The organism is Brachybacterium sp. HMSC06H03, assembly GCF_001807385.1.
Taxonomy (GTDB): Bacteria; Actinomycetota; Actinomycetes; order Actinomycetales; family Dermabacteraceae; genus Brachybacterium; species Brachybacterium conglomeratum.
Map to the genome: position 1 here is coordinate 1 of NZ_KV788648.1, position 16,708 is coordinate 16,708.

At 74.0% G+C, this 16,708-nt stretch carries 19 protein-coding genes and 1 pseudogene; 5 read left to right on the top strand and 15 right to left on the bottom strand.

Annotated features, from left to right (window positions below; all coding sequences use genetic code 11):
• The 7 genes and pseudogenes from HMPREF3159_RS01230 to HMPREF3159_RS01255 all read right to left on the bottom strand — a co-directional run.
• Positions 1-253, bottom strand: a pseudogene (locus HMPREF3159_RS01230) (SseB family protein); the annotation flags it as partial.
• Complete coding sequence (gene priA / locus HMPREF3159_RS01235; protein WP_070499236.1) at positions 250-984, bottom strand: bifunctional 1-(5-phosphoribosyl)-5-((5-phosphoribosylamino)methylideneamino)imidazole-4-carboxamide isomerase/phosphoribosylanthranilate isomerase PriA; 735 nt, start codon at positions 982-984, stop codon at positions 250-252. The gene priA and the pseudogene HMPREF3159_RS01230, both read right to left, overlap by 4 nt.
• 70 nt (positions 985-1,054) lie before the next feature.
• Entirely contained in the window at positions 1,055-1,213 is a 159-nt protein-coding gene (locus tag HMPREF3159_RS16920; RefSeq protein ID WP_010550150.1) for a hypothetical protein, read from the bottom strand.
• Positions 1,210-1,857 (bottom strand): imidazole glycerol phosphate synthase subunit HisH, encoded by a 648-nt coding sequence (gene hisH / locus HMPREF3159_RS01240; protein WP_070499261.1) that lies wholly within the window; start codon positions 1,855-1,857, stop codon positions 1,210-1,212. The genes HMPREF3159_RS16920 and hisH overlap by 4 nt, the downstream gene beginning before the upstream one ends.
• A gap of 83 nt (positions 1,858-1,940) precedes the next feature.
• The gene (locus tag HMPREF3159_RS01245) at positions 1,941-2,546 is read right to left on the bottom strand and encodes a hypothetical protein (RefSeq protein ID WP_070499238.1); all 606 of its coding nucleotides are present in this window, start codon (positions 2,544-2,546) and stop codon (positions 1,941-1,943) included.
• A complete protein-coding gene (gene hisB / locus HMPREF3159_RS01250) occupies positions 2,543-3,160 on the bottom strand; it encodes an imidazoleglycerol-phosphate dehydratase HisB (RefSeq protein ID WP_062947818.1) in 618 nt (205 codons plus the stop codon). The genes HMPREF3159_RS01245 and hisB overlap by 4 nt, the downstream gene beginning before the upstream one ends.
• A complete protein-coding gene (locus tag HMPREF3159_RS01255) occupies positions 3,157-4,290 on the bottom strand; it encodes a histidinol-phosphate transaminase (RefSeq protein ID WP_070499240.1) in 1,134 nt (377 codons plus the stop codon). The genes hisB and HMPREF3159_RS01255 overlap by 4 nt, the downstream gene beginning before the upstream one ends.
• Positions 4,291-4,462: 172 nt before the next feature.
• Between HMPREF3159_RS01255 and HMPREF3159_RS01260 the strand changes: the two genes are divergently transcribed.
• Positions 4,463-4,906, top strand: a complete 444-nt coding sequence (locus HMPREF3159_RS01260; RefSeq protein ID WP_070499242.1) for a DUF3054 domain-containing protein — start codon at positions 4,463-4,465, stop codon at positions 4,904-4,906.
• A gap of 2 nt (positions 4,907-4,908) precedes the next feature.
• Here the strand turns inward: HMPREF3159_RS01260 and hisD are convergent, their stop codons facing one another.
• Positions 4,909-6,246: a histidinol dehydrogenase gene (gene hisD / locus HMPREF3159_RS01265; RefSeq protein WP_070499243.1), complete on the bottom strand. Its 1,338-nt coding sequence runs from the start codon at positions 6,244-6,246 to the stop codon at positions 4,909-4,911.
• A gap of 102 nt (positions 6,247-6,348) precedes the next feature.
• Between hisD and zupT the strand changes: the two genes are divergently transcribed.
• The 4 genes from zupT (at position 6,349) to HMPREF3159_RS01285 (ending at position 11,823) form a co-directional block, all read left to right on the top strand.
• Positions 6,349-7,179 (top strand): zinc transporter ZupT, encoded by an 831-nt coding sequence (zupT, locus tag HMPREF3159_RS01270; protein ID WP_070499245.1) that lies wholly within the window; start codon positions 6,349-6,351, stop codon positions 7,177-7,179.
• A gap of 43 nt (positions 7,180-7,222) precedes the next feature.
• On the top strand, positions 7,223-8,410 hold the full coding sequence (locus HMPREF3159_RS01275; RefSeq protein WP_070499247.1) for a hypothetical protein: 1,188 nt from the start codon (positions 7,223-7,225) through the stop codon (positions 8,408-8,410).
• 250 nt (positions 8,411-8,660) lie between these two features.
• Positions 8,661-10,889, top strand: a complete 2,229-nt coding sequence (locus HMPREF3159_RS01280) for an NADP-dependent isocitrate dehydrogenase (RefSeq protein ID WP_070499248.1) — start codon at positions 8,661-8,663, stop codon at positions 10,887-10,889.
• Positions 10,890-11,034: 145 nt separating this feature from the next.
• On the top strand, positions 11,035-11,823 hold the full coding sequence (locus HMPREF3159_RS01285) for an alpha/beta fold hydrolase (protein ID WP_070499250.1): 789 nt from the start codon (positions 11,035-11,037) through the stop codon (positions 11,821-11,823).
• A 10-nt stretch (positions 11,824-11,833) separates the two neighbouring features.
• On the opposite strand, the gene HMPREF3159_RS01290 is transcribed toward HMPREF3159_RS01285, so the two are convergent.
• From HMPREF3159_RS01290 to HMPREF3159_RS01315, 7 genes are all read right to left on the bottom strand, one after another.
• A complete protein-coding gene (locus HMPREF3159_RS01290; RefSeq protein ID WP_070499252.1) occupies positions 11,834-12,682 on the bottom strand; it encodes a sulfite exporter TauE/SafE family protein in 849 nt (282 codons plus the stop codon).
• A 52-nt stretch (positions 12,683-12,734) separates the two neighbouring features.
• Positions 12,735-13,772 (bottom strand): globin domain-containing protein, encoded by a 1,038-nt coding sequence (locus HMPREF3159_RS01295; RefSeq protein ID WP_371441684.1) that lies wholly within the window; start codon positions 13,770-13,772, stop codon positions 12,735-12,737.
• A gap of 36 nt (positions 13,773-13,808) precedes the next feature.
• A complete protein-coding gene (locus tag HMPREF3159_RS17755; protein ID WP_246821407.1) occupies positions 13,809-14,024 on the bottom strand; it encodes a globin family protein in 216 nt (71 codons plus the stop codon).
• A 146-nt stretch (positions 14,025-14,170) separates the two neighbouring features.
• Positions 14,171-14,548, bottom strand: a complete 378-nt coding sequence (locus HMPREF3159_RS01300; protein WP_070499254.1) for a DUF488 domain-containing protein — start codon at positions 14,546-14,548, stop codon at positions 14,171-14,173.
• A 136-nt stretch (positions 14,549-14,684) separates the two neighbouring features.
• Complete coding sequence (tpx, locus tag HMPREF3159_RS01305) at positions 14,685-15,182, bottom strand: thiol peroxidase (protein ID WP_070499256.1); 498 nt, start codon at positions 15,180-15,182, stop codon at positions 14,685-14,687.
• Between the two features lie 60 nt (positions 15,183-15,242).
• Entirely contained in the window at positions 15,243-16,151 is a 909-nt protein-coding gene (locus tag HMPREF3159_RS01310; protein WP_070499257.1) for a PPK2 family polyphosphate kinase, read from the bottom strand.
• Positions 16,152-16,227: 76 nt separating this feature from the next.
• Positions 16,228-16,708: PepSY domain-containing protein (locus tag HMPREF3159_RS01315; RefSeq protein WP_070499259.1), on the bottom strand; the 481-nt coding region annotated here is incomplete at its 5' end.

Here is a 16,708-nt window from a genome sequence, read left to right on the forward strand (position 1 = left end):
CGCGCCGGTGCGGGTCCCGGCCCGCCCGGTGCGCCTGCAGCGCCTCGGCGAGGTGCGCCGGGGTCGCGCCGTCGTCGCCGGGGAACGGGCTGACGGTGTAGTCGCGGCCCTCCCAGGAGACGCCCGCGGTGTCGGTCAGCGGGGACTTCTCGCGGAAATGGGAGGGCAGGGCCCGACGGGCCCGTCCGCCGGGGTCGGCGTCCGGGCCCGTCGGTCCGTGGTCCTCGTTCTGCGAGGTGTTCTCGGAGGTCACGGGCGTCCCGCGACGTCGAGCGCCTCGCCCATCGTGAAGGCATGCGCGTACAGGGCCTTGCCCACGATCGCGCCCTCGACCCCGACGGGGACCAGCTCGCGCAGCGCGCGCAGGTCGTCGAGGGAGGAGATGCCGCCGGAGGCGACGACCTTCGCGTCGGTGCGCTCGCAGACCTGGGCGAGCAGGTCCACGTTCGGGCCCTGGAGCGTGCCGTCCTTGGTGACGTCGGTGACGACGTAGCGCTGGCAGCCGGCGGCGTCGAGGCGCTCGAGGGTCTCCCACAGGTCGCCGCCCTCGCGGGTCCAGCCGCGCGCGGCGAGGGTCGTGCCGCGCACGTCGAGGCCGACGGCGATGCGGTCGCCGTGCTCGGCGATGATGTCGGCCGTCCACTCGGGGTTCTCGAGGGCGGCGGTGCCGAGGTTCACGCGGCGGCAGCCGGTGGCGAGCGCCGCGGCGAGGGACTCGTCGTCGCGGATCCCGCCGGAGAGCTCGACGTTCATGTCCACGGCGGCGACGACCTCGGCGAGCAGGGAGGCGTTGGAGCCGCGGCCGAAGGCGGCGTCGAGGTCGACCAGGTGCAGCCAGCTCGCGCCGCCCTCCTGGAAGGCGAGCGCGGCGTCCAGCGGCGCGCCGTAGCCGGTCTCGGTGCCGGCCTCGCCCTGGACGAGGCGGACGGCCTGGCCTCCCTGCACGTCGACGGCGGGGAGCAGCTCGAGCACGGGAGCGGTCATGGGGGTCCTCCTGGGACTGAGGGGGTGGTGCCCGGTCGGGCGCGGGGACGGACGGGGTGGGGAGGCGAGCTCAGCCGCTCTGGATGCGCCAGAAGGAGATGCCCAGGCACACGAGGCCGAGCACGGCCAGTCCCGCGATCGCCCACCAGGGCTTCTTCGAGCGGTAGAAGGACCAGGCGCCGCCGAGGAGCATCCCGCCGGCGAAGAGCATCAGGAACGCGAGGATCATGCGTCCTGCTCCCGGTCGCGGCGCGGCAGGGTGCCCAGCCAGTTCGCGAGCAGGCGGGCGCCGGCCGCGCCGGACTTCTCGGGGTGGAACTGGGTGGCGCTGAGCGACCCGTTCTCGACGGCGGCGACGAAGCGGTCCTGCTCGTGCTGGGCCCAGGTCACCTGCGGCGCCTTGAGCGGGCCGGTGTCCTCCAGCTCCCAGCTGCGGGCGGCGTAGGAGTGGACGAAGTAGAAGCGCTCCTGCTCGATGCCGGCGAACAGCGCGCTGCCGGGCGCGGGCTCGACGGTGTTCCAGCCCATGTGGGGCACGACCTCGGCCTGGAGGCGGGTGACCTCGCCCGGCCACTGGCCGAGCCCGCGGGTGCGCTCGCCGTGCTCGGTGCCGGCCTCGAACATCGCCTGCAGGCCCACGCAGATGCCGAGCACCGGCAGGCCGCCGGACAGGCGGCGCTCGATGATCCGGTCGCCGCCGACGGCGAGGATCTGCGCGAGGGTCGCGGAGTAGGCGCCGACACCGGGGACGACGAGCCCGTCGGCCGCGAGGGCGCGCTCGCGGTCCGCGGTGAGCTCGACCTCGGCGCCCGCGGCCTCGAGGGCGCGGACGACGGAGCGGACGTTGCCCGAGCCGTGGTCGAGGACGACCACGCGCGGGGCGGGACCCGTCGCTCCGGCGGTGGCCGCTGCGTCCGCGGGGCTCGCGGCGGCCGCCGACGCGGGCTCGGCCGCGCTCACGGGCGCTTCCTCCCGCCGGAGGAGATCCACTCCAGCGCCTCGGCCCGGGTGAGCGAGGCGGGGTCGCGGCCCTCGCCGAGCTCGTCGAGCGAGGTCGTGCCCAGCAGCAGCTCCTCGACCAGGTCGTCGACGGCGCCGAGCACGATCGCGGGCGAGATGTCCTCGCCGCGCTCGCCGTTCTTGTACCGGGTCGCGGTCATGCGGTCGCCGCGGCGCCAGAAGACCACGATGCCGTTGCGCTGCAGGGCGGTGGAGGTGATCGCGGCGAGGTCGTGCGCCGCCGCCTCGGACAGCGGGCCGACGGCGACCGCGCCGGTGGCGGTGTCGAAGGTGCGGGAGTCGGTGGGGATGTCGATCCCGTCGGTGCGCGCCTCGCGGCCCAGCCGGATCACGCCGGCGAGCGCCTTCGCGGTCGCGACGGAGGTGGCGACCACGGCGATCGTGGGGACCTCGTCCTCCTCGGGCGCGGCGGAGGCGTCGGACAGGACGTCCTCGACGGTCAGCGGCGCGTCGTCGAGGGAGAGCCCCTCGGTGAGGCGGGCGAACTCGGCGTCGATGTCCTCGGGCTCGGGCCCGCGGCCGGTGGTGTCGTCGGTGCTCACAGCGCTCCCTTGGTGGACGGCACCCCGAGGACCCGGTCGTCGGGGGCGCAGGCGGCGCGCAGCGCCCGGGCGAGCGCCTTGAACTGCGCCTCGACGATGTGGTGCGGGTCGCGGCCCTCGATCACCCGGATGTGCAGGCAGATCGCGGCGTGGTGGGCGAGGGACTCGAAGACGTGACGGGTCAGGGAGCCGGTGAAGTGCCCGCCGATGAGGTGGGTGGCCTGGGCCTCGCTCTCCCCGGAGTGGACGCAGTAGGGGCGGCCGGAGAGGTCCACGACGGCCTGGGCGAGCGCCTCGTCCAGCGGGACCAGCGCGTCGCCGAAGCGGGTGATGCCGTGCTTGTCGCCGAGCGCCTCGCGCAGCGCCTGGCCGAGCACGATCGCGGTGTCCTCGACGGTGTGGTGGGCGTCGATGTGGGTATCGCCCGTCGCCCGCACGGTGAGATCGAAGCGGGCGTGGGTGCCCAGGGCCGTGAGCATGTGGTCGAAGAAGGGCACGGAGGTGGAGATGTCCACCTGGCCGGTGCCGTCGATGTCGAGGCTGACCTCGACGGAGGACTCGCGGGTGGTGCGGGAGAGGGTCGCGGTGCGCGACGGGCGGGCGGTCTCGGTCATCGGGGGTCGGCCTCCTCGAGGGCGGTGCGGAATGCGGTGTTGTCCTCAGGGGTGCCCACGCTGACGCGCAGCCAGCCGGCCGGCCCGACGGCGCGGATCAGCACGTCGCGCTCCAGGAGGGCCTGGAACACGTCGTCGCGGCCTCGGAAGGCGCGGAAGAGGACGAAGTTGGCGTCGGACGGGGCGACCTCGTGGCCGCGACCGGCGAGATGGGCGGCGAGCGCGTCGCGCTCGGTGCGCAGCAGCGCGACCTTCCCCAGCAGCTCCTCGCGGTGGGCGAGGGCGGTGCGTGCCACCGCCTGGGTGACGGCGGAGAGGTGGTAGGGCAGGCGCACCACGCGCACGGTGTCGACGATCGCGGGATCGGCGACGAGATAGCCGAGGCGTGCGCCGGCGAGCGCGAAGGCCTTGGACATGGTGCGGGCCACGACGAGGTTCGGGTGCTCGGCCAGGAGGGTGAGGGCGCTGGGCACCCCGTCGCGGCGGAACTCGCCGTAGGCCTCGTCGACCACGAGCAGCCCGCGGGCGGGCTCGAGCGCGCGGGCGGCGGCGCGGGCGACGTCGAGGTCGAGCGCCGTGCCGGTGGGGTTGTTCGGCGAGGTGAGCACGACGATCGAGGGCCGGTGCTCGGCGATCGCGGCGGTGACCGTCTCCGCGGTGAGCGCGAAGTCGGGAGCGGGGCCCCGCTCGGCGGTGACCCAGGCGGTGTAGGTGTCGCGCGCGTACTCGGGGTACATCGAGTAGTGCGGGGTGAAGCCGAGCGCAGTGCGGCCGGGGCCGCCGTAGGCGAGCATCAGCTGGTGCATGACCTCGTTGGAGCCGTTCGCCGCCCAGACCGCCTCGGCCGGCGGGGCGGGCACGCCGGACTCCTCGGCGAGGTACTCCCCCAGCTCGCGGCGCAGGTCCAGCGCCTCCCGGTCCGGGTAGCGGTTCAGGCCCGCCGCGGCCTGCGCGGCGGCGGCGCCGATCGCGGCGGTGAGTTCCTCCGAGGGGCCGTAGGGGTTCTCGTTCACGTTCAGCGCATGCGCGACCGGGAGCTGCGGCGCGCCGTAGGGGGCGGCGCCGGCGATGCCGTCACGGGGGACGGGCAGGACCGAGGGCTCACGGGTCGGGACGGGCGAGGCGGGCATGGCACTCATCGTAGTTGGCGTCGCGGGGGCAGGTCCCCCCGGTCCGCGTCGCGGCCCCGGGGCCGGCGCCGACGTGACGTGGCTCATCGTCATCTCGTCCCGCATCCCCGCGTCGGTCCTCCCGGGGCCTTCCCTCGGTGAGCTCCCCGCCGCGTCCCAGTACCCTGGCGGGATGTTCCGTTCCCTGGGTGCCCTCGTCGGCGACCTGCTGGTCGTCATCCTCTTCGTCGCCATCGGCTTCGTGCAGCACGGCACGCCCCTGACCACCGAGAACATCTTCCTGGTGGGATGGCCCTTCGCCGTCGGCGCGCTGCTGGGCCATCTTGCGATCCGCGCCTGGCGCGCCCCGTTCCGGATCTGGCCCCACGGACTCTTCGTGTGGGCGATCACCCTCGCGACAGGGATGGCGGTCCGCACCCTGTTCGGGGCGGGCACCGAGGTGTCCTTCCTCATCGTCACCGCGATCGTGCTGGCGGTCGGGATGCTGGGCTGGCGCGCGATCGCGCTGTGGCTCACCCGGGGCGAGCGTGCCGCGGAGCGCCGCGCCGCCGTCGAGGAGAGCCCGACGGGCTCCGACCGGACGACCGACGCCGACCGGACTACCGACGCCGGCTGATCTCAGCCCTCGAAGCGCACGTCGATCGCGGTGCCGTGGGCGGGCAGCCCCTCGGCACGGGCGAGCGTGGTCGCCGCCTCGCGCGCGCCGGCGAGCGCGTCGCGGTCGTAGCGGACCACGTGGATGCCGCGCAGGAAGGTCTGCACCCCGAGCCCGCCGGTGAAGCGGGAGGTGCCGCCCGTGGGCAGCACGTGGTTGGAGCCTGCGGCGTAGTCGCCGAGGCTGACGGGGCTGTGGGAGCCGACGAAGACGGCGCCGGCGTTGGTCACGCGTGCGGCGACCTCGTCTGCCTCGGACGTCTGGATCTCGAGGTGCTCGGCCCCGTAGGCGTCCACGGCCGCGAGGCCCTGGGCGAGGTCCGCGACGAGCACGGCGCCGCTCTGCGGTCCGCGCAGCGCCTCCTCGATCCGCTCGCGGTGGAAGGCGGCGGGGACCTGGGCGGCGAGCGCCGCCTCGACTGCCTCGACCAGTGCCTCGGACGGCGTGACCAGGACGCTCGCGGCCATCGGGTCGTGCTCGGCCTGGGAGATGAGGTCCGCGGCGACGAAGGCGGGATCGGCGGTGTCGTCGGCGAGGATCGCGATCTCGGTGGGGCCGGCCTCGGCGTCGATGCCGACCTTCCCGCGCACGAGGCGCTTGGCGGCGGCGACGTAGACGTTGCCGGGCCCGGTGACGAGGTCCACGCCCTCGAGCCCGTCGCCGTCGCCGAGGTCCTCCGCGCCGTGGGCGAGCAGCGCGATCGCCTGGGCGCCGCCGGCGGCGAGCACCTCGGTGACCCCGAGCAGCGCGCAGGCGGCGAGGATCGTGGGGTGGGGCAGGCCGCCGAACTCCTTCTGCGGCGGGGAGGCGAGCACGATCTGCTCGACCCCGGCGGCCTGGGCGGGCACCACGTTCATCACCACGGAGCTGGGCAGCACGGCGCGGCCGCCCGGCACGTACAGGCCGACGCGGCGCACCGGGACCCAGCGCTGGGTGACGGTGCCTCCGGGCACCACCTCGACGGTCTCGGCGGGACGGACCTGGGCGGCGTCGACCGCGCGCACCCGGGCGATCGACTCCTCGAGCGCGGAGCGGATCTGCGGGTCGAGCTCCGCGAGGGCGCGCTCGAGCTCGGCGGCGGGGACCCGCAGATGCGCGGGACGGATCCCGTCGAAGCGCTCGGAGGCCTCGAGCACCGCCTCGGCGCCGCGGGCTGCGACGTCCTCGACCACGGGGCGCACGGCCTCGGCGGCCGCGGCGACGTCGAGCTCCGCACGCGGCAGGGCGGCGGTGAGCTGGGCGGCGCTCAGGCTGCGGGCGCGCAGGTCGGTGACGGTGAGGAAGGCGTCGGCGGGGGACATGGGGGCAGTCTAGGAGCGGTCACCCGGCGTCGGCCGTGGTGCCCACCACCGGACGGGCCGAGGGTCCCCGCCGAGGCGCGGACCGCCCAGTAGGGTGCACGGGTGCTCGTCGCTTTCCTCCTCACCCTCGTCGCCGGCGGCGCCACCTCGATCGGCGCCGCTCTCGGCGTGCTCGGCCGCGGGACCGGGCCGAGGTTCCTCGCCGGCGGGCTGGGCCTGTCGGCCGGCGTCATGCTCTACGTCTCCTTCGTCGAGCTGCTGCCCGAGGGCGCCCGGGTGCTCTCCGGCGGCACGGCCCCGACCGGGCGCGGCACGGCGCTGGCGACCCTGTCCTTCTTCGCCGGGATCGCGCTGATCGCCGTGCTCGACCGGCTCGTCCCCCGCGCCGTCAGCCCCCACGAGTTCGCCGGGCGCATGGACAGCAGCCACGGACGGGACGAGGTGCGAGAGCCCGACGAGCAGCTCGAGGACCGGGCGCTGCGCGCCCGCCTGCTGCGCACCGGCGCGATCACCGCCGCGGCCCTGGCCCTGCACAACGTGCCCGAGGGCTTCGCGACCTTCGTCGCCGCGCTGCAGGCCCCCGAGGTCGCGATCCCCGTGGTCGCCGCGATCGCCCTGCACAACATCCCCGAGGGCCTCGCCGTCGCCGTGCCCGTGCGCCGCGCGACCGGCTCGCGCAGCAAGGCGTTCTGGCTGGCGACGATGACGGGGCTCGCCGAGCCCGTCGGCGCCGTGATCGGCTACCTGCTGCTCGCCCCCGTGCTCACCGGCGACGCGATGGGCGCGATCCTGGCCGGCGTGGCCGGGGTGATGGTGTTCGTGTCCCTGGACGAACTGCTGCCCGCCGCAGAGGAGACCGGGGAGCACCACACGGTCATCTACTCGCTGATCGCCGGCATGGCCGTCATGGCGGTGACCCTGCTGGTGCTGTGACGCTCCGGTAGGTTCTGTGCGGGGACCACGAGGAGGGGACACGATGACGACGAGGACAGCCGGGCGGCTCGCGCGCCCGGGACGGATCTTCGCCGCCGCCGGAGGGGCGCTCGCGCTCGCCGCCTCCCTCGTCGCCTGCGATGCGCTGCCCGGACCGCTCGGCGGCGAGGACCCCGCGAGCCCGGCGGCGACCGCGGCCCCGATGGACCCCGAGCAGGTGGCCGGTGCCGAGACCGTCCCGGTGGATCCCGCATGGTTGTGCGGGCCCGGCACGGCGGAGGATCCCCTGCCCTCCCGCGACGCGGGGACGATGTCCCCCACGAGCGTGCAGGCGGAGGGCAACGAGGTGATGATCACCGGCGACCTCGCCCTCACGGCCGAGGCCGCCTACGGCGGGCTCGCCCCCGAGGCCGTGATCGTGCCCGCACACCCCGCGGACCGCGGCGCCCCGGCCGAGGGCTATGCCGATGAGCTCGGCGTCGACGGCGCCCCGGCGCCGCCGATGGTGGTGCGGGCCCGGGTCGAGACGAACACCGAGGGCCCCGCACCCTCCACCGTCACCGTCCGGCTCGTGCTCGGCACCTGCGACGACGCCCCTCTGCCCGACGGGCAGTACCTGCTGCGCCTGTCCGGCGCGGGCCCGGAGGGCTCCGGCCGCGCCGCGGAGCGCAGCGGCTGGGAGGCGAGCGCCGACGTGCTGCTGGACGTGGTCGACGGCCGCCTGCGGGCCGTTCCCGGCGCGGTCACGGCGGAGGACGGCGAGACCCCCGCGGACCTCTCCTCCCTCGGCTGCGGCCGCGAGCTCGCCCCCGTCGGCGACGGCGCCGGGCTGAGCGTCGCCGCCGCCGACCCCTCCCCCGCCGTCCATGCCGAGGCGGGCGAGGACGAGGCGGGCGCGGGCGCGACCGCGCAGGTCACCGCCGCCTCCGAGAACCACGGCACCCTGCCCCTGATGACCGGGATCGTGGTGACCCGCCCCGGGGACGGCGTCATCGTCGCCGGGGCCCGGAACGCCGGCAGCATCCCGCTGCAGTGGATGGACGGCGAGGGGGTGAGCACCGCGGAGACCGCTTGGACCACGCACGGCACCTGCCACGGCGCCCTCTCCCCCGGCGACTACCGCGCCCACGCCTTCGCCGTCACGGTCGACGTCGAGGGCGCCACCCACGTCGTGCTCTCCGACCCCTGGGACCTCGAGGTGCTCGAGGGCGCCGAGCCCGAGGACGGCTGAGCGCCGCGGCGACTCGCCGCCTCTCCGCCTCGCCGCCGCGGCGGCTCGCCTCCTCGTCGGCCGCTCTGTCGTCCAGTCGGCCGCCCCGTCGATCCACCGGCCGCCCGGGACTGCACCCCGCACCGCGCTCACGTACCGTGGGGGCGTCCGGATCGACGGCCGGCCGTGCCCGCCGTCGAAGAATTCTTGACGTCAAGATAGTCTTGGCCCGAGACCCATGACGCATCGACCCGAGGGAGCCCCGCGACACATGGCGCGCATCATCTACACCCACACCGACGAGGCACCGATGCTGGCGACCGCCTCGTTCCTGCCGATCCTCGACGCCTTCTCCGACACCGCTGGGATCGAGGTCACCACCCGCGACATCTCCCTGGCCGGACGCATCGTCGCGGCCTTCTCGGACCTCCTGCCCGAGGAGCAGCGGGAGGCCGACGCGCTCGCCGAGCTGGGCGAGCTCGCGAAGACGCCCGAGGCGAACATCATCAAGCTGCCCAACATCTCCGCCTCCGTGCCGCAGCTGAAGGCCGCGATCGCCGAGCTGCAGGGCCAGGGCATCGCCCTGCCCGAGTACCCCGACAACCCCGAGACCGACGAGGAGAAGGACGCCCGCGCCCGCTACGACTCCGTCAAGGGCTCGGCCGTCAACCCCGTCCTGCGCGAGGGCAACTCCGACCGCCGCGCCCCCGCCGCGGTGAAGAACTTCGCCAAGAAGCACCCCCACCGCATGGGCGAGTGGAGCAAGGACTCCCGGACCTCGGTCGCGACGATGGGCGCGGACGACTTCCGCTCCAACGAGCAGTCCGTGGTGATGGACGCCGAGGACACCCTCTCGATCGTGCACGTCGCCGCCGACGGCACGGAGACCGTGCTCAAGCCGTCCGTGCCGGTGCTGGCCGGCGAGGTCGTCGACTCCACCGTCATGCGGGTCGCGGCGCTGGAGACCTTCCTGCGCGAGCAGATCGCCGCGGCGAAGGAGCAGGGCGTGCTCTTCTCCCTGCACCTCAAGGCCACGATGATGAAGGTCTCCGACCCGATCCTCTTCGGCCACGCGGTCCGCGCCTTCTTCCCCACCCTGTTCACCCAGTACGGCGACGTGCTCGCCGAGGCGGGCCTGTCCCCGAACAACGGCCTCGGCGGCCTGCTCGCCGGGATCGACGGGCTCGACGAGTCGGTGCGCGAGGGCGCCCGCGCCGCGATCGACCAGGACCTCGCCGCCGGCCCCGACCTCGCGATGGTGAACTCCCACAAGGGCATCACCAACCTCCACGTCCCCTCCGACGTCATCATCGACGCCTCCATGCCGGCGATGATCCGCACCTCGGGCCACATGTGGAACAAGGACGACGCCGAGCAGGACACCCTCGCGGTGATTCCGGACTCCTCCTACGCGGGCGTCTACTCCGCGACCATCGAGGACTGCCAGAGCAACGGCGCCTTCGACCCCACCACCATGGGCACCGTCCCCAACGTCGGCCTCATGGCGCAGAAGGCCGAGGAGTACGGCTCCCACGACAAGACCTTCGAGATCGCGGCCGACGGGCGCGTCGAGGTGCGCGACTCGTCCGGTGCGGCGCTGATGACCCACGAGGTCGCCGCCGGCGACGTGTTCCGCGCCTGCCAGGCCAAGGACGCGCCGATCCGCGACTGGGTGCAGCTCGCCGTGCGCCGCTCGCGCCAGTCCGGGATGCCGGCCGTGTTCTGGCTGGACGAGACCCGCGCCCACGACCGCAACCTCATCGCGAAGGTCGAGAGGTACCTGGCCGAGGAGGACACCGACGGCCTGGACCTCCGCATCCTCTCCCCGATCGAGGCGACGAAGCACACCCTGGCCCGCGTCCGCGCCGGCGAGGACACCATCTCCGTCACCGGCAACGTGCTGCGCGACTACCTCACCGACCTCTTCCCCATCATGGAGCTCGGCACGAGCGCCAAGATGCTCTCGGTGGTGCCGCTGATGAACGGCGGCGGCCTGTTCGAGACCGGTGCCGGCGGCTCCGCGCCCAAGCACGTCCAGCAGCTCATCGAGGAGGACTACCTGCGCTGGGACTCTCTCGGCGAGTTCCTGGCACTGGCCGAGTCGCTGCGCCACCTCTCCCGCACCGCGGACAACGCCCGCGCCGCGGTGCTGGCCGACGCGCTGGACCGTGCGACCGAGACCCTGCTGAACGAGGGGAAGTCCCCGCAGCGCAAGCTCGGCTCGATCGACAACCGCGGCAGCCACTTCTACCTCGCGATGTACTGGGCGCAGGAGCTGGCGAAGCAGACCGAGGACGCGGAGCTCGCCACCGCCTTCGGCCCCATCGCGAAGGAGCTCACCGACGGCGAGGAGACCATCGCCGCCGAGCTGCTCGCCGTGCAGGGCGAGCCCGCGGACATCGGCGGCTACTACCGTCCCGACCCGGAGAAGACCGCCGCGGTGATGCGCCCGTCGGCGACCTTCAACCGCATCCTCGAGGAGATCTCCGCGGCGCTGTGACCGCGGCGCGCTCCTGACAGGTGCCGGGCCGGTCATCCTTCGATGACCCGCCCGGCCCCTTCTCCGTGCGCTCGCCCCGAACGGCACGGAGCCGCGGCGCTCCGTATCCTGGTCCCGCCCGCTCCCGCGCCCGAAGGACCTCCCCATGCCCGTCATCCCCTCCCCCGTCGACGGCGTCGACCTGCGCTACGACGTCTCCGGGGACGGGCCGCCGCTGGTGCTGCTGCACGGCTCGGTGCTCTCCCGGGCGATCTGGCGGGGCCTCGGCTATCTCGAACCGCTCACCGCCGAGCACACCGTGCTCCGGGTGGACCTGCGCGGCCACGGCAGCTCCGGGAAGCCCCACGACCCCGCGGCGTACACGCAGGAGGTACTCGTGCAGGACCTCCTCGCCGTGCTCGAGGCCGAGGGAATCGGTCGTGCGGCGCTGATGGGCTACTCCCTCGGCGCGCGCATCGCGCTGAGCACGACGCTGGCGCATCCGGGCCTGGTCACGCGCCTGGTGAGCCTCGGCGGCTCGGCCTCCGCGCAGCGGGGCGCAGTGGACTCGGTGTTCTTCCCGGGCGTGATCGACGCGGTCCGCGAGCAGGGAATGGAGTCGTTCTGCGCCGGGCAGGGGCTGGGGCCGGAGGTCACCTCGCGCCGTGCCCGCGCCACGCGCACCGCCTTCCTCGCCGCAGACCACGAGGCGGTCGCGGCGCTGCTCGCCGCGACCGACGCCACCGCCGCCGTTCCGGACGAGGCGCTCGCCTCCTGCACCGTGCCGGCCCTGTGGATGGCCGGCGATGCGGACCATCCCCGCCACGAGGAGTCCGCGCGGGCCGCCGCGCTGATGCCGGACGCGGAGTTCGTGTCCCTGCCCGGCCGGGACCACGGCGGCACCCTGTTCCCGCCGGACGAGGTGCTCGAGCGGGTGCTGCCCTTCCTGCGCTGAGGCCGGAGGCTCAGAGCACCTCGCGCAGCAGCGCCGCCAGCGCGACCATCACGATCACGCCGCGCAGCGCCCACTCGGGCAGGCGCTTGGCCAGGTGCGCGCCGAAGAAGCCGCCCAGCAGCGAGCCCACCGCGATCGCGGCGCTCGCGGCCCACACCACCTGCGCGTCGACCACGAAGAAGGCGATCACGTAGATCAGCGCCGCGGCGAGGTTCACGCACAGGCTCAGCAGGTTCTTCACGCTGTTGACCGAGCCCATCGGCCGTCCGGTGAAGACGCCGAGGATCCCCAGGTACAGCACTCCCTGCGCGGCGGTGAAGTAGCCGCCGTAGACGGAGGCCGCACCGATCGAGCCGACCAGCGCCGGGGAGCGCAGCGGGCTGCGCTCGGAGCCGTCCGCCGACGCGCCCGCATCGGTCGCCTTCTCGGTCCCCGCCCCGACGGCCGCGCCGCGGCCCTCGGCCCGCTTCTCCGAGCGGGAGCGCAGCGCGGTGGTCAGCGGCTTCTGCAGGACCACGAGCGCGAGGGCGACGACGACCAGCACGGGCACGACCACGTCGAGCGCCTCGGCAGGGGAGGTCAGCAGCAGCAGCGCGCCCGCGCTCGCACCGAGCAGAGCGGTGAGCACCAGCGGCGTGAGATCGCGTCGCTCCTCGGCGATCTCGCGGCGATAGCCGAGCACGGAGCCGACGGTGGAGAAGAACATCCCCACCGTGTTCGTGCGGACCGCGACGCCGGGCGGGAGGCCCACCGCCATCAGCACCGGGAGGGTGAGGAGGGAGCCGGATCCCACCGCCGCGTTGATGGCGCCGGCGACCACGCCCACGACGAGCAGGACGAGAAGGGAGAGGGGTTCCACGAGGGACGACCCTAGTCCTCCTCCGCCGTCCGCGACGGGCGGTCCACGGGACTCAGGCGCCCGGGAGCAGCCAGTCGTTCGGGGAGAACAGCTCCACGTGCATCCGCTCCTCCTCCGCCCCGGCCGCGAGCAGCTGCTCGCGGGCGCCGCGCAGGAAGCCGCTGCCGCCGCAGAGATAGATCTCCGCACCCTCGGGCAGGTGCTCGCCCGTGATCGTCATCCGTCCCGCATGCGCCGAGAGGCGGGGGCCCGTCCGTCCCGCGAGGGGGTCCTCGCCGAGCTCGCCGGAGAACCACAGCCGGGCGCGGGAGCCGCTGTGCTCGGGCAGGGAGGCGACGGTGTCCAGCAGCTCGGGCAGGTGCGCGGCCTCGGCCGCGTCGCCGTCGGCGTGCAGCACGACCACCTCGCGCTCGCTGTCGGCCGCGGCGAGATGGCGCAGCATCCCCAGCATCGGGGTGATCCCGATGCCCGCCGAGACCAGCACGAGGGGCGAGGTCGCCTGCGCGTCGAGGACCAGGTCGCCGGCGGGTAGGGTCACCTGCAGCTCGTCGCCCTCGTGGAGGGTGCGGTGGAGGTGCGAGGAGACCTCGCCGGCCGGGTCCCCGTCCTCGCGCCGCACCGAGATCCGCCAGCGTCCCCGGCCGGGGGCGTCGGAGAGCGAGTACTGACGCAGCTGCCTCGCCCCGTCGGCCAGGCGCACGCCGACGCTGATGTACTGGCCGGGCAGGAAGTCGGCGAGCGGCTCGTCCCCCTCGGGGGCGGCCAGCTCGAAGCTCGCCACGCTCGAGCTCTCCTCGATCCGGCGGATGACGCGGGCGGTGCGGAACACGTCGCCCGGGGTCACCTGCGCCTCGGCGTACAGCCCGTGCTCGAAGGCGATGAGCGTGCGGGCCATGTGCCAGTAGACGGCGTCCCACGCGGCGGCCACGTCCCCGGTGACCACCTCGGCGCCGAGCACCTCGACGATCGCGGCCATCAGGTGCTCGTGGACGATCTCGTACTGGTCCTCGGTGATGCCGAGGGAGACGTGCTTGTGCCCGATCCGGGACAGCAGCGCGGCGGGGCTCGGCCCGTCCGGGGCGACCAGCAGGGTCGCATAAGTCGCGACGGAGGCGGCGAGCGCCTTCTACTGGGCGCCCCGGGCCTGGTTGCCGCGGTTGAAGGTGTCGCGCAGCAGCTCGGGGTGCGCGGCGAACATCCGCCCGTAGAACACCGGGGCGATCTCCTCGATGTGCTGCCCGACGAGCGGAAGCGTGTCCCGCACGATCTGCTCGTGGGCGGGCTCGAGTCGCTCCTCGATGTCGAGCTGCGGGTGGAGGATCGAGGCGGTCGCCACGGACATGGCAGGTCCTTCCTGGACGGGGCGGGGCTGTCGGCCGTCCGCCGTCGACGGCCTGCTCGTCCACATCAGGGGCGCGTTGACAGGAAGCGCCCGGACCTTCGTCCCCCGCCGCCGGGAGCGGGACCAGCCGCCGGGGGCCGACGGCCTCAGCCGGCGAGCTCCTGCAGCACCTCCTGCAGCACCTGGGCGTGGTTGTGCTCGACGTCCTTCGCGGCGAACAGCAGCACGAGGGTGTCCGCCCCGTCCTCCTCCGCCCGGTCCACCAGCGCCTGGGCGGCCTCGCCCTCCAGCTCGCGGCGGTAGCGGGCGGAGAACTCCTCGAAGTCCAGCTCCCCGCCGTGGAAGGCCTTGCGGAGCTCGGAGCTCGGGGCGACGTCCTTGTCCCACTCGTCGTGGACGAGGCGCTCCTTCTTCACGCCGCGCGGCCACAGCCGGTCCACCAGCACGCGGCGCTCGCCGTCGGCGGGGCCGTCGTCGTCCAGCAGGTCGTGGACGCGCTCGAGGGAGATGGTGAGGGCGGACATGGCGGGCTCCTTCCGTCGGGCGGCCCCGGAATCGGTGGGGCGGCCGATGCGCGGGGGCCGGGGTGCGCGGGGCCGGCGAGCACAGGACCCGGCGCGCGACGAGGAGTCGCGGCCGGGTCCGGCGGGGCGGGCGGTCTCAGGCGAGCACGGCCGCGGCGGCGTCGTAGTCGGGCTCTTCGGAGACCTCGGCGACCTGCTCGGTGTACAGGACCGTGCCGTCGGCGTCGGCGATGACGACCGCGCGGGAGAGCAGACCCGCGAGCGGCCCGTCCTCCATGGTCACGCCGAAGTCCTCGCCGAAGGAGGAGCGGAAGGCGGAGCCGGTGACGACGTTCTCGATGCCCTCGGCGCCGCAGAAGCGTGCCTGCGCGAAGGGCAGGTCCTTCGAGACGCAGACGACGACGGTGTTCTCGAAGCCGGCGGCGAGCTCGTTGAACTTCCGCACGGACATGGCACAGGTGCCGGTGTCCAGGGACGGGAAGATGTTCAGCACGACGCGCTTGCCGGCGAGGTCCGCGCCGGAGACGGAGCCGAGGTCCTGGCCCACGAGCTCGAAGGCCGGCAGGGCCGAGCCCTTCGCGGGCAGCTCGCCGACGGTGGTGACGGGGGCGTTCTTGAAGGTGATGGAAGCCATGCCTCCATCATCGGCCTGGGAGCGCGCGGACACAAGCCGAGGTCACGGGCCCGGACGCGCTCAGTCCGACTCGTCCTGCCCCATCGTGCCGCGCAGACGATCGATCTCCGCCAGGACGTCGAAGTCCGCCGTCGGCCACTGCGGGTCGATGTCCGTCAGCGCGTCGATCAGCAGCTGCTGCACGGCGATCCGCGCGTACCACTTGCGGTCGGCGGGGACCACGTGCCAGGGGGCGCCGACGGGGGAGGTGGCGCGCAGCGCCTTGGTGTACGCGTCCATGTAGTCGTCCCAGTGCTGGCGCTCGTCGACGTCGCCGGGGTTGTACTTCCAGTGCTTGTCCGGGCGCTCGAGCCGCTCCATCAGCCTCGATCCCTGCTCCTCGTGGGAGATGTGGAGCATGACCTTCACGACCGTGGTGCCGGCCGCGGCGAGCTCCCGCTCGAAGGCGTTGATCGCCGTGTACCGCGAGCGGATCTCCTTCGAGTCCGCCCAGCCGTGGACGCGGTGGATCAGCACGTCCTCGTAGTGGGAGCGGTCGAAGACGCCGATCGTGCCCGGGGCGGGGGCGTGGGGGCGGACCCGCCAGAGGAAGTCGTGCTTCTTCTCCTCGGCCGTCGGGGCCTTGAACGCGGTGATCTCCACGCCCTGCGGATCGACGCTCCCCACGACGTGACGCATGATCCCGCCCTTGCCGGAGGTGTCCATGCCCTGCACGATCAGCAGCACCGACCGGCCCTCGCCGCCTCCGTGGTGGGCGGCGTAGAGCCGCTCCTGGAGCTCGTCGAGCTCGGCATCCCGGGCCAGGAGGAACTCCTTGCCCTCGGCCTTCTTGCCGGAGAAGCCGGGGGTGGCGCGCGGGTCGAAGTCCTGCACGTCGCCCTTCCAGTCGTTCGCGATCCGGAACCCGCGGGGCGCCTTCTCCGCGGGTCCGTCGGCCTTCTTCTTCGAGGACTTCTTCGAGTTCGCCATGGGGAGGAGCGTAGCGGTCGGAGCGCACCGCAGGGGTTCGTTCGGCGGCGGCTCCCCCGGCGCGGTGCCGGGCCGCTCAGTCGTCGACGCGGACCTCGCCCGACTCGACGTCCACCTCGACCCCCACGTCGTCGCCGCCGCTGCGGTCGATGTCGATCGTGTAGTGGATGCGGCCGTCGTCGGAGGAGAGGTCCCAGCCGGTGACCCGGCCCTGCTCCTTCCCGAGCGCGATCTCGATCGCCTCGGCGTAGGGCATCGGGGAGGTCACGTCGACGGCCGGGTCCTGGTCGTCGTCATCGTCCTGGTCGTGCTCGGTGACCTCGCCGCTGGTCGCGTCGATGTCGAGATCGTGCTGGCGGCGGCCGTCGACGATCTCGAGCTCCCACTCCCACACGTCGTCGTGGTCGATCTCGATCTGCACCAGCTCGCCGCCGCCGGCCGCGCCGAGGCCGATCTCGACGGCGTTCTCCGCGGTGATCGGCAGCTGCTCGGTGGCGAGGTCGGCGTCCGCGGGCAGCGCCGCGGCGCCGGCCGCCCGGGCCTCTCCCCCGACGTCG